Annotated in this window: 10 protein-coding genes and 2 pseudogenes; 8 read left to right on the forward strand and 4 right to left on the reverse strand. The window is 35.2% G+C overall.

Annotated features, from left to right (window positions below):
• Positions 1 to 56: 56 nt before the first annotated feature.
• Positions 57 to 218, reverse strand: a pseudogene (locus CRO45_RS01675) (DUF5325 family protein); the annotation flags it as partial.
• Positions 166 to 273: pseudogene (locus CRO45_RS20420) on the reverse strand (hypothetical protein); the annotation flags it as partial. The pseudogenes CRO45_RS01675 and CRO45_RS20420, both read right to left, overlap by 53 nt.
• 106 nt (positions 274 to 379) lie before the next feature.
• Here CRO45_RS20420 and typA point away from each other — a divergent pair.
• From typA to CRO45_RS01700, 5 genes are all read left to right on the forward strand, one after another.
• On the forward strand, positions 380 to 2,227 hold the full coding sequence (gene typA / locus CRO45_RS01680; RefSeq protein ID WP_097147884.1) for a translational GTPase TypA: 1,848 nt from the start codon (positions 380 to 382) through the stop codon (positions 2,225 to 2,227).
• Positions 2,228 to 2,275: 48 nt separating this feature from the next.
• On the forward strand, positions 2,276 to 2,671 hold the full coding sequence (locus CRO45_RS01685; protein ID WP_235864503.1) for a YlaH-like family protein: 396 nt from the start codon (positions 2,276 to 2,278) through the stop codon (positions 2,669 to 2,671).
• Positions 2,672 to 3,336: 665 nt separating this feature from the next.
• Positions 3,337 to 4,335, forward strand: a complete 999-nt coding sequence (locus CRO45_RS01690) for an ABC transporter substrate-binding protein (RefSeq protein ID WP_097147885.1) — start codon at positions 3,337 to 3,339, stop codon at positions 4,333 to 4,335.
• Position 4,336: 1 nt separating this feature from the next.
• Entirely contained in the window at positions 4,337 to 5,119 is a 783-nt protein-coding gene (locus tag CRO45_RS01695; protein WP_097147886.1) for an ABC transporter ATP-binding protein, read from the forward strand.
• Complete coding sequence (locus CRO45_RS01700) at positions 5,097 to 5,891, forward strand: ABC transporter permease (protein WP_097147887.1); 795 nt, start codon at positions 5,097 to 5,099, stop codon at positions 5,889 to 5,891. Before CRO45_RS01695 ends, CRO45_RS01700 begins: the two co-directional genes overlap by 23 nt.
• A 77-nt stretch (positions 5,892 to 5,968) precedes the next feature.
• Here CRO45_RS01700 and CRO45_RS01705 read toward each other — a convergent pair whose 3' ends face one another.
• Positions 5,969 to 6,175 carry a YlaI family protein gene (locus CRO45_RS01705; protein ID WP_097147888.1) on the reverse strand — a complete coding sequence of 69 codons (207 nt, stop codon included), beginning with the start codon at positions 6,173 to 6,175 and terminating at the stop codon, positions 5,969 to 5,971.
• A 10-nt stretch (positions 6,176 to 6,185) separates the two neighbouring features.
• Complete coding sequence (locus CRO45_RS01710) at positions 6,186 to 6,686, reverse strand: hypothetical protein (RefSeq protein WP_097147889.1); 501 nt, start codon at positions 6,684 to 6,686, stop codon at positions 6,186 to 6,188.
• Positions 6,687 to 6,869: 183 nt separating this feature from the next.
• Here CRO45_RS01710 and CRO45_RS01715 point away from each other — a divergent pair, with 183 nt between their 5' ends.
• The 3 genes from CRO45_RS01715 to pyc all read left to right on the forward strand — a co-directional run bounded on the left by CRO45_RS01715 (position 6,870) and on the right by pyc (position 11,842).
• Entirely contained in the window at positions 6,870 to 7,151 is a 282-nt protein-coding gene (locus CRO45_RS01715; protein WP_097147890.1) for a YlaN family protein, read from the forward strand.
• A gap of 64 nt (positions 7,152 to 7,215) precedes the next feature.
• Positions 7,216 to 8,403, forward strand: a complete 1,188-nt coding sequence (locus CRO45_RS01720) for an FtsW/RodA/SpoVE family cell cycle protein (protein ID WP_097147891.1) — start codon at positions 7,216 to 7,218, stop codon at positions 8,401 to 8,403.
• Between the two features lies 1 nt (position 8,404).
• Complete coding sequence (gene pyc / locus CRO45_RS01725; protein WP_097147892.1) at positions 8,405 to 11,842, forward strand: pyruvate carboxylase; 3,438 nt, start codon at positions 8,405 to 8,407, stop codon at positions 11,840 to 11,842.
• The last annotated feature ends 110 nt before the right edge of the window (positions 11,843 to 11,952 follow it).

Consider the following 11,952-nt stretch of genomic DNA (forward strand, 5'->3'; position numbering starts at 1 on the left):
ATGCATGAATTTTATTAATTAACTTAATATAAGATTACAGGTGAAGCCCTATTTGCCTATAATAAACCATTTTCACGAAGTTTACGTTTCATCATAAACCCGGAGAAGAATACAACTACTAAAGCAACAATGGCTAAAATCGCGCCCCAAATACTGCCGATTGCTATTGCATAACCAATTGAAACCATAGATAGTAATGCTGCTAAAGCAAATATAAACATCACTAATTTTGCTAAGTTCACACTTATGCCTCCTATGTAAATATATTGTCATAATTTATTAAAATATTATGTTGGAAAAAAACTTCCTAAGACAAGTACATCTTCTTGTGCTATAATAACACAGTTAATCATTCGAAAAAAGAATATGGAGTGGAATAATGACAAAGTTACGTCAAGATTTACGCAATATCGCAATTATCGCGCACGTTGACCATGGTAAAACGACATTAGTCGACCAATTATTAAAGCAATCTGGAACTTTCCGTACTAACGAACACGTTGAAGAACGTGCAATGGACTCAGGTGACATTGAGCGTGAACGCGGAATTACAATTCTAGCTAAAAATACAGCAGTAAATTATAACGGCACACGCATTAACATCCTAGATACACCAGGACACGCAGACTTCGGGGGAGAAGTTGAACGTATTTTAAAAATGGTTGATGGTGTATGTCTAGTAGTTGATTCTTACGAAGGTTGTATGCCTCAAACGCGTTTTGTATTGAAAAAAGCATTAGAACAACAATTGAAAGTTATCGTTGTTGTAAATAAAGTAGATAAAGATGCAGCTCGCCCTGTGGAAGTTGTAGACGAAGTACTTGATTTACTTATTGAACTAGGAGCAGATGAAGATCAATTAGATTTCCCAGTTGTTTACGCTTCAGGTGTTAATGGAACAGCTTCCCTTGATCCGGATCCATCAACTCAGCAAGAGAACATGGCTGTCTTATTTGAATCGATTATTGAAAATGTTCCTGCACCAGTTGATACACGTGATGAACCGTTACAATTCCAAGTAGCATTACTTGACTATAACGATTTCGTTGGTCGTATTGGGATTGGCCGAGTATTCCGCGGTACAATTCATGTAGGGCAACAAGTGGCATTAATGAAATTAGACGGTTCAGTAAAACAATTCCGTGTAACAAAATTATTTGGTTTCTTCGGATTAAAACGTGAAGAAATTCAAGAAGCTTATCCAGGTGATTTAATTGCCGTATCTGGAATGGAAGAAATCAATGTTGGTGAAACAGTATGTCCTATTGATCACCAAGAAGCACTACCTCCATTACGTATTGATGAACCGACTTTACAAATGACTTTCTTAGTTAATAATTCACCTTTTGCAGGTCGTGAAGGAAAATGGATTACTTCTAGAAAAGTTGAAGAGCGTCTTCGTTCACAATTACAAACGGACGTATCACTTCGTGTAGAAGATACAGATTCTCCAGATGCTTGGGTCGTTTCTGGTCGTGGAGAACTTCACTTATCAATCTTAATTGAAAACATGCGTCGTGAAGGTTATGAATTACAAGTGTCTAAACCACAAGTAATCATAAAAGAAATCGACGGTGTAAAATGTGAGCCGATTGAGCGTGTACAAATCGATGTACCAGAAGATAGCGTTGGTTCAATTATTGAATCTCTTGGTAACCGTAAAGGTGAAATGTTAGATATGGTCAATGAAGGAAATGGACAAGTTCGTTTAATTTTCATGGTACCAGCACGTGGTTTAATCGGTTATACGACTGAATTCATGTCATTAACAAAAGGATTTGGTATCATTAACCATACATTCGATTCATATCAACCTGTAGTTCCAGGACGCGTAGGTGGTCGTCACCAAGGGGCACTAGTGTCTATGGAAACTGGTAAAGCAACAACTTATGGTATGATGCAAGTAGAAGACCGTGGTACACTATTTGTAGAGCCAGGTACTGAAATTTACGAAGGTATGATTGTTGGTGAAAATACTCGTGACAATGACATCACAGTAAATATCACGAAAATGAAACAAAAAACAAACATTCGTTCAGCAACAAAAGATGCAACGAATGTAATTAAAAAGCCAAAAATTATGACACTTGAAGAAGCGTTAGAATTTTTAAACGATGATGAGTATTTAGAAGTAACGCCAGTTTCCATTCGTTTACGTAAACAAATTTTGGATAAGAACGAACGTGAAAAACTAGCAAAAAAGAAAAAACTAGCTGAACAACAATAAGATTAATTTTGGTTAATTTTAGGGAAATGATGAAAGGTGTTGTGGGAGATGAACTTGTTTGGTTCGTTTAATGTTATTTTAGCATCTGCACCTCTGAATTGGACAGAGTCTCAAGCCTTTGGAATGATGTCGGGTATTACTCGTTACATTTACGAAAACATGCCATCATATCAAGCGGCTGGTTATGTTGTATTTTTCTTAGTATTTATTTTGTCAGCAATCGTATTTAAACTGGGCTTTGCTAAAAATGATTTAGCTCTTTGGAAAAATGTTGTAATTTATGTTTTCCTTTTTATAGGATGTATTGTATTAACGTTTCTAGCATTGTTCTTGCCAATGATAGAAGGATTAATGGTTGCGGCTCTAATCTTAATCCTTTATAAAACTCGATTATGGCGGGAAAAACGCGAAGAAAGAATGGCAAATCAACAAGGTAAAGCATAAGTTTTAGTTATGACCGATTCTCTTTTATAGGGGATCGGTTTTTTTGTATTAGAAGTTTTAAATGTTTTGGAAGAATTAATTTTGCGTGACAAAAAGACGAGAATTCGTAGAATAGTGTCACGGAAAATGGATTTGCGTGACAAAATACGGTGAACCCGAGGGGAACTGTCACGAAAACTCGATTTGCATGACAAAAAATGTTGAAACTGAGGAAAAGTGTCACGGAAAATGAGATTGTGTGACAAAAAGGCGTGAAATCATAGAATAGTGTCACGGAAAATGGATTTGCGTGACAAAAAACGTTCAACCCAAGAGAAAGTGTCACGAAAATAAAGTTGTGTATAAAAAACGGTGAACTTGCAGAAAAGAAATAACCCAAATAATTATGAAAAGTAACCCCAAAAGCTTTAATTAAAAATCATTATGTTAAAAACTCAAATTAAAAACTAAAACCTCAAAATCCCCATTCACCGAAACTGACATACGACTTATTCAATATTAAGCGCAGATTGCACATAATTCCAAATAAGTCGTATCTTGATTTCGTCTACGAGCAAATTTCCCCATATAAATAAGACCTTCAAAACGAATAGGCATTAACACATTTTCCTTGTCCCGCATAATCTACTCTAGATTAACAGTATAAAACAAGGAGGAAAGTGTACGTGAAAAGATGGTTAAAGCCTAGTTTACTTGTCCTATTCTCCGCTTTAACGGTTTTACTTCTTGCTGCATGCGGCGGAAAAGAAGAGTTAAAAACAGTGAAAGTTGGAGAAGTAACTCGTTCTATATTTTATGCACCATTATATGTAGCTATTGAGAATGGATATTTTGAAGAAGAAGGACTAAAAATCGAATTATCTACAATTCCTGGTGGAGATAAAACAATGACGGCTCTTCTATCGGACGGTATTGATGTTGCCCTTGTTGGAGCGGAAACGTCAATTTATGTATCTGCACAAGGTGCAAATGATCCAATTAAAAACTTTGCCCAATTGACACAAACAGATGGTACGTTTTTAGTTTCACGGGAGCCTATTGAAAACTTTACTTGGGATATGTTAAAAGATTCTACTTTCCTTGGTCAACGTAAGGGAGGTATGCCACAAATGGTTGGGGAGTTCGTGTTAAAGCAACATGGAATTGACCCTCAAAATGATTTAGAGTTAATTCAAAATATTGATTTTGCAAATATTTCAACTGCCTTCGCATCAGGTACAGGTGATTTCGTTCAATTATTTGAACCAACAGCTAGTATTTTTGAAGAGGAAGGCGTTGGATACATCGTAGCGTCATTTGGAACTGAATCTGGTCATGTACCTTACACGGTCTTTATGGCGAAGGATAGTATGATTTCTTCAGACCCAGAAACGATTGAGGCATTTACAAGAGCAATTAAAAAAGCACAAGATTTTGTTTACTCAAGCTCTGCAGAGGAAGTGGCAAAAGCGATCGTACCATACTTTGAAAATACTGAAGTTGATTTAATTGCGACGGTTGTGGATCGTTATCGTTCTCAAGAGTCTTATGCAAAAGATCCAATTTTAGATCAAGAAGAATGGGATAACTTACAAAATATTATGGATGAAGCTGGAGAATTACCTGAGAGAATTCCGTATGAAGAATTAGTTAATACAACATTTGCTGAGAAGGTTACTGATTAATATGACCTTTTTAACTGTCAGCAAAGTACATCATACGTATTTCTCTAGCAAAACTGCAACCGAAGCATTACAAGACATTAATTTATCTATAGATAAGGGAGAGTTTGTTTCTTTTATAGGTCCAAGTGGATGTGGGAAAACGACTCTTTTGTCTATACTTGCAGGACTATTTCGGCCTACAGCAGGAAAAGTACTAATTGACAATCAAGACATTCATGAAAATGCTGACTTATCAATTGGCTACATGCTACAACAAGATTACCTTTTCCCATGGAAAACGATTGAGGAAAATGTAACGCTTGGATTGAAGTTATTAAGCAAAGAAAAAGAAGCAGCGAATGAGCTTGCTTCGAAGTTATTAAGTGACGTAGGGCTACCACCAGTAGAAAAGAAGTATCCAAGGGAGTTGTCTGGTGGTATGAGACAACGGGTAGCATTAGCAAGAACATTAGCAGTAGATCCTAAAATTTTGTTACTTGATGAACCTTTTTCAGCGCTTGATTATCAATCTAAATTAAAGCTTGAAGATTTGGTTCATAAGTTAATGAAAGAATACGGGAAAACTGCAGTCCTCGTTACACACGATATCGGAGAAGCTATTGCAATGAGTGATCGTATTTTCCTGTTTTCTGCAAGGCCGGGAAGACTTCATCAAACGTTTGAAGTTCCTGAAGAAGTTAGAAGTTTAACACCTTTTGAAGCGCGGGCTAATCCAAGTTATTCTACGCTTTTCCAGACTATTTGGAAGGAGCTGGAGAGCCTTGAACATCAACAGTCTTCATGAACAATTTAAAGCGAATTTAAGAAAAGAAAAAAGATGGGTTCGATTCTATCAAATATTAATATTAGTCTTGTTTTTCGTGTTGTGGGAAGTTGCGTCGTCTTTACGTTGGATTGACCAGCTTATTTTTAGTTCCCCAACAAAAATTGGTCAGTTATTTGTTGAAAAAGTAGCGGATTATTCACTACTTTATCATTCAAGCTATACTTTATTTGAAACAGTACTTGGGTTTATATTAGGGACATTAGTTGGAACCATATTAGCAGCGATTTTATGGTGGTCACCATTTCTTTCAAAAGTTTTGGATCCTTATTTAGTCGTCCTAAATTCCATGCCTAAAGTTGCTCTTGGACCAATACTTATCGTAGCTTTAGGACCTGGTATGAGCTCGATTATTACGATGGGTGCCTTAATTTCCGTAATTATTTCAACTATCGTAATCTATACAGCGTTTAGGACTGTGGATTCAAACTATTTGAAAGTATTACAGACCTTTAATGCAACTAGATTTCAAATGTTTAAAGAAGCTATATTGCCTGCATCCTTTCCGACTATTATTTCAACGTTAAAAGTAAACGTAGGATTGGCTTGGGTAGGGGTAATTGTTGGAGAATTCCTTGTATCTTCGCAAGGTTTAGGATATTTAATCATTTATGGTTTCCAAGTATTTAACTTCAATCTAGTATTGTTGTCATTGCTTGTCATTGCTATTTTTGCAACGATTATGTACCAACTTGTTGAATTGCTTGAAAGAATGTTAATAAAAAATGAATAGGTAGCATATAAAACACATAAAAATCCTTGAACACTTTTTAATGTTCAAGGATTTTTTGCTTAATTATAGCACTAAAGTCATAAATAGTCTTCTGCGCTTTTTGGTGAGTCACGATAAAATCGAAATTTACCAGTTGCTAAACGTTCTTCTGTCTTCTCTGCAATACGTTCATAACAAGGAGAACACATGTAAGTATGGATTGGACGATTACGAAGCTTTTTTGAAAGTGGTAAATCGTCATCTAAGATGTTTATAGCATCACAAATAACACATTTGACTCGCATCCAATTCCTCCTACTCTACACGAATTGCGCGTATATTTTTAATCGGATTATCGACGTTTGAGCCGTCTGCAAACAATAAATGTACAGGTCCATCTTCTAATAATGGTTTTCCATCTTGACTAAATTTGAATATGATTGTATTCGCTTCCTCAATTGAGAAAGCATGTTCAATTCCATTTTCGCATTCAAACACTACACGAGTTGCATCATCATGAATTTCTGCATTTTTTAAGAAATGTTTGATTTCCATACCGAATGTACCAGTTTTCATTCCTTGTCGGTCGAACTTTCTTTCGGTTTTTAATGTTGGCGGAAAAGTAGCACCTTCCATTATTTCACGAGACCAATGTTTACCCATTGATAGTAAGTATTTCATATCTTCAGATTCTTCGTCATTCTTTTGGTCAAAATAAGTTTTTAAGTCAAGTCGACGGTCATCAAAAATCCAAACAGTCGGATCTATAGTTATTTTATATGTAACAGCACCCTTAATAGGTATGATATTTTCCATTTGCTATGAGTCCCCCTAATTATATTCTCAATAATAGTATAACGCTTTAGGTACAAAATAATAAAGAATTAACATTTGAAAGCTCTTAAATCCTGTGTGAATTCTCTTGCTTTTTTACAATTATAAAGATAAACTTTATAAAGATAGAATAGAAGAAATATCAAAATTAATGGGGGCGTCCTCATGGATACGAAATCACCAGCTTCCTTTCAGGAGAAAGCTTTAGAATTATTACTTGCTGATGCAGACAAAATTGCTAAGTTAATAAAAGTTCAGATGGATCACTTAACGATGCCATCCTGTCCACTATATGAAGAAGTTCTTGATACACAAATGTTTGGCTTATCACGTGAGATTGATTTTGCTGTTAAGCTAGGTTTATTATCACGTGAACGAGGAAAGGAAATTCTAGATACGCTAGAAAAAGAACTTTCTTTGTTACATGAAGCGTATACAAACAAATAATAGAATCAACTCAAAACGCTATTTTGCGATTTGAGTTTTTTTTCTAAAAAGAGGTTTTACACAAATGAGAAGATATATAGGTTATTATATTAAAAACTTTGATTATCCATTATTTTTTACTTACGTTTTTTTATGTCTTTTCGGACTCGTTATGATTTACAGTTCAAGTATGATGGTCGCTATAGTTCAAGAGGGCGAATCACCAGATTACTTTTATAAAAAACAATTAATGAACTTACTCGTCGCTTCAGTTCCATTTTTTGTAGGTGCCTTTTTACCATATAAACATTATAGTAATAAAAAATTGATGGTTACGATGACCTTTGGTATGATTTTTATACTAATTTGGTTATGGATTTTCGGGGTTGGATTTGAACAAACAGGTTCAAAAAGTTGGATAGATCTTGGGGTAATGAACTTCCAGCCTTCAGAGATTGCCAAACTGTTTGTTATATTGTATTTTGCAGGTGCATTTTACCGAAAGAGCATAAACAACCCTTTAGAAAACTTGCAACCGAATAACATTGCATATCCAATTCTTATATGGATTTTTGTTATATTCTGTGTAGCAAACGAGCCAGATATTGGTGCTGTAATTATATTATCTGGAATTGCTTTTGCCGTTATTGCTGCAAGTGGTATGAGTTTTAAATCATATTTAAAGTTCTTCTCAGTATTTGCCGTTCTAGGTGGGTTGTTATTACTTTTTATCATACTTGTAAAAGGTGATAAAATTTTTACTGAAAACCGTTTAGGACGATTGAAAGTATTCTTAAACCCTTTTGAATATGAAACTGGCTCTGGTTATCAAATTATTAATGGTTATATTGCTATCGGTGCCGGGGGATTAGATGGAGTTGGTTTAGGACAATCCGTTCAAAAACTTGGATACTTACCAGAACCTCATAATGATTTCATAATGGCTATTATTGCTGAGGAGTTGGGGGTTTTAGGTGTTATTCTCGTATTAGTTGGATTAGGATTTATAGTATTTAGAGGGTTATATATTGCTATGAAAACTAGTGATCCACTTGCTAGAATGATAGCTGCAGGAATATCGAGCTGGATTGCAATTCAAACTTTTATTAATTTAGGTGGAGTTTCAGGTTTGATTCCATTAACTGGTGTAACATTACCATTCATAAGTTATGGTGGATCATCTATTATAATGTTGTCATTAGCGATGGGAATATTGCTAAACGTATCGATGTATGTAAAGCTTGAAACAAAGAAAAATTTAAGGGGTGGTTAATTTGAAAAAAATTAATAAAATTTTAGTCGCAAATAGGGGAGAAATCGCAATTCGTATTTTTCGAGCTTGTAATGAGCTAAATATTAGAACAGTTGCGATCTATTCACGGGAAGATAGTGGATCGCATCATCGTTACAAATCTGATGAATCGTATCTAGTAGGCGCGGGGAAAAAACCAATCGATGCCTATTTAGATATTGAAGGAATCATCGAAATTGCTAAGCATGCAGAGGTTGATGCGATTCACCCTGGGTATGGATTCTTATCTGAAAATGTTCATTTTGCTAGAAGATGTGAAGAAGAGGGTATTATTTTCATAGGACCCAGTTCAGAACATTTAGATATGTTTGGAGATAAAGTGAAGGCAAGACAACAGGCAATTCTTGCAAACATACCAGTCATCCCAGGTAGTGACGGACCTGTTAACTCCCTTTCTGAATTAGAAGCTTTTGGAGAGAAATACGGATACCCACTCATGATTAAAGCTGCTCTTGGTGGTGGTGGACGAGGAATGCGTCTAGTACATACTAAAGATGAATTAGCAACAAGTTATGAACGTGCGAAATCAGAAGCGAAAGCTGCCTTTGGTTCGGATGAAGTGTATGTTGAAAAAGCAATTATTAAGCCAAAACATATTGAAGTTCAAATTTTAGGAGATATATCTGGTAATATAATTCACCTTTATGAGCGTGATTGCTCAATACAGCGTAGACACCAAAAGGTTGTAGAAATTGCTCCATCAAATGCCTTAAGTGATGAATTACGTAATCGTATTTGTGATGCAGCGGTTAAACTAATGAAAAATGTAAACTACGTGAATGCTGGTACAGTAGAGTTTTTAGTTTCTGGCGATGATTTTTATTTCATCGAAGTTAACCCTCGAATTCAAGTAGAGCATACTATTACAGAAATGATTACAGGAATTGATATTGTACACGCACAGATTAAAATTTCAGAAGGTTCTGAACTTCATTCTACTTATATGAATATACCAAATCAAAACGACATTCCTATTTTCGGCTTTGCGATTCAATCGCGAGTTACAACGGAAGACCCAGCAAACAACTTTATGCCAGATACAGGGAAGTTAATGGTTTATCGTTCAAGTGGAGGATTTGGTGTTCGTCTAGATGCTGGTAATGGTTTCCAAGGTGCGGTAGTAACACCATATTACGATTCACTTTTAGTAAAAATATCAACATGGGGTAGAACATTCCGTGAAGCTGCAGCTAAAATGGACAGAAATTTGCGAGAATTCAGAATTCGTGGTGTTAAGACGAATATCCCATTTTTGGAAAATGTTGTTTTACATGAAAAATTCATTTCTGGTGATTTCGATACAAGTTTTATTGATACAACGCCTGAATTATTCGAATTTCCTATTAGAAAAGACCGTGGTACAAAACTATTAAACTATATTGGAAATATAACTTTAAATGGTTTCCCTGGAATTGAGAAACGTAAAAAACCAATTTTAGTACAACCTACTAAACCTAAACTAGATATCAAATCTGAAATTTCTGCTGGTACGAAGCAAATTTTAGATAGTAAAGGTGCAGATGGTTTAGTTCAGTGGATTAAGGAACAGCAAGATGTGTTACTAACAGATACAACTTTCCGAGATGCACATCAATCATTGCTTGCAACAAGAGTACGCTCTCAAGATATGTTCCAAATTGCAGATTACAAAGCACGAATGATGGACAATTTCTTCTCCTTTGAATTGTGGGGAGGGGCAACATTTGATGTAGCATATCGATTCTTAAAAGAAGATCCATGGGCACGTTTAGAAAAATTACGCCAACAAATGCCGAATGTATTGTTCCAAATGTTGTTTAGAGGTGCAAATGCAGTAGGCTATAAAAACTATCCTGATAATTTAATTCGTGAGTTTATTAGAGAGTCAGCGAACAGCGGAATTGATGTATTCAGAATATTCGACAGTCTAAACTGGATCAAAGGTATGGAAATTGCAATCGATGAAGTTCGTCAATCTGGAAAAATTGCAGAAGCAGCTATTTGTTATACAGGGGACATTTTAGATAGTTCAAGATCGAAGTATTCCGTTCAGTACTATAAAGAAATGGCAAAAGAATTAGAAGCCCAAGGTGCACATATTTTAGCAATTAAAGATATGGCAGGATTATTAAAACCAGAGGCAGCTTATCGCCTAATTACTGAATTAAAAGAAACGACGGATTTACCGATCCATCTTCATACACATGATACAAGTGGAAATGGAGTCTATACTTATGCCAAAGCAATTGAAGCTGGTGTAGACATTATTGATACTGCTTTAGGTTCAATGTCTGGTTTAACTTCACAGCCAAGTATAAACTCATTGTATTATGCGATGAAGGGCAGCAATCGTGAAATAAAAGTAGATATAGATGCGTTGGAAAAATTATCTTCCTACTGGGAAGACGTGAGAACTTACTATAACGACTTTGAAAGTGATATGAAAAGTCCTCATTCAGAAATCTATGTACATGAAATGCCAGGTGGCCAATATAGTAATCTACAACAACAAGCAAAAGCTGTTGGTTTAGGAGATCGCTTTGATGAAGTAAAGAAAATGTATTCGACAGTAAACTTAATGTTCGGAGATATTGTAAAAGTAACTCCTTCTTCAAAAGTTGTTGGTGATATGGCTTTATTCATGGTACAAAATGACTTAACAGAAGAAAATATTTATACGAGAGGGTTAACGATTGATTTCCCTGATTCAGTTGTTGAATTTTTCCAAGGGTATATCGGTCAAGTCCATGGAGGATTCCCTCAAGAATTACAAAAAGTAATCTTGAAAGATAAAGAAGCTATTACTGTACGTCCTGGCGAATTACTAGAACCAATTAACTTTGATGAAATAAAAACACAGTTAAGTGAGAAATATACGAATCGAATCATTACAAAACAAGATGTATTAGCTTATGCGTTATATCCAAAAGTATTTGAAGAATATGTTCAAGCTACAGAAATGTTTGGTGATATTTCCGTACTAGATACACCAACTTTCTTATATGGCTTAAAACTTGGTGAGGAAATCGAAGTAGAAATCGAAAAAGGAAAAACACTAATTATTAAACTTATTGAGATTGGTGAGCCTCAACATGATGGAACACGTACACTCTACTTTGAACTAAACGGTCAATCTCGTGAATTGGTCATCCAAGACTTAACAGTTGAAGTTGATGGAAAGATTACGTTGAAAGCTGATCCAAGTAATATGAACCAAATTGGAGCAACAATGCCTGGAACAGTATTAAAAGTAGTAGTCTCAAAAGGTAGTACAGTAAAACGAGGAGATCATTTAATGATCACTGAAGCTATGAAAATGGAAACTACTGTACAAGCACCTAAAGATGGTGTAGTAAAGGAAATCTATGCAGTTGCTGGAGATGCAATTTCTACTGGTGATTTACTAATCGAAATTGAATAATAGCATGCATTACAGTTAATTCTAGTGGAAACAAAGTTATGAAATTCTTTGTTTCCACTTTTTATTTTTTTTAAGAACTAAATCAAAATAAATACATGAAAAAAGGGAAC

This window comes from Ureibacillus acetophenoni (assembly GCF_900220965.1).
In the GTDB taxonomy this organism is placed as follows: Bacteria; Bacillota; Bacilli; order Bacillales_A; family Planococcaceae; genus Ureibacillus; species Ureibacillus acetophenoni.